The sequence below is a fragment of the Deinococcus pimensis DSM 21231 genome, from assembly GCF_000519345.1.
Classification (GTDB): domain Bacteria; phylum Deinococcota; class Deinococci; order Deinococcales; family Deinococcaceae; genus Deinococcus_A; species Deinococcus_A pimensis.
The window spans coordinates 50,336-50,941 of the sequence record NZ_KI912679.1 but is presented as its reverse complement, the minus strand read 5'-3'; the positions used below and the strand labels follow the sequence as shown (position 1 = coordinate 50,941).

Annotated in this window: 2 protein-coding genes; both read left to right on the top strand. The window is 75.6% G+C overall.

Annotation, left to right across the window (positions count from 1 at the left end):
* Positions 1-467 (top strand): sensor histidine kinase (locus DEIPI_RS35000; protein WP_045235290.1); only part of this gene is annotated, 467 nt, incomplete at its 5' end.
* Positions 398-606: response regulator transcription factor (locus DEIPI_RS34995; RefSeq protein WP_045235289.1), on the top strand; the 209-nt coding region annotated here is incomplete at its 3' end. The genes DEIPI_RS35000 and DEIPI_RS34995, both read left to right, overlap by 70 nt.

The window sequence follows — 606 nt, the reverse complement described above, 5'->3', positions numbered from 1 at the left end:
CGCTGCGCGACCTGCGCGGCGCCGTGCAGGCCCTGCGCACCGACGACGGCGCGGGCGACGTGACGGGCGCGCTGAGGCGCCTCACGGAGTTCTGGTCACCGGAAGGCGCCGTGGACCTGCGCGTGGACGACGTCACGCACCTCCTCGGGGAGGAGGCGCGGCTCACCGTGTACCGCGCCGCGCAGGAGGCCCTCACGAACGCCCGCAAGCACGCGCCGGGCGAACCCGTCACGATGCACGTGCGTGCGGTGGAGGGCGGCGTGCGCTTCGAGGCCCGCAACGCCTGCACCTCCCCTCCCCTGTCGGGAACCGGCTTCGGCGTGAGCGGCCTGCGCGAGCGCGCGCGCACCCTCGGCGGGGACGCGGGGCTCCTCTGCGACAATGGGACCGTATGCCTGTGGATGACCCTGCCCGCCCCGTCACGGTCCTCGTCGTCGACGATCAGCCCTGGGTCCGCGTCGGCCTGACCTCCCTGCTGGGCCGGGACCCCGGCCTGCGGGTCGTCGGGGAGGCCGCGAGCGGCGAGGAGGCGATCGACGTGTACGGGCGCGCGCCCTGCGACGTGGTCCTGATGGACGTCCGCATGCCCGGCATGGGCGGCGTGCG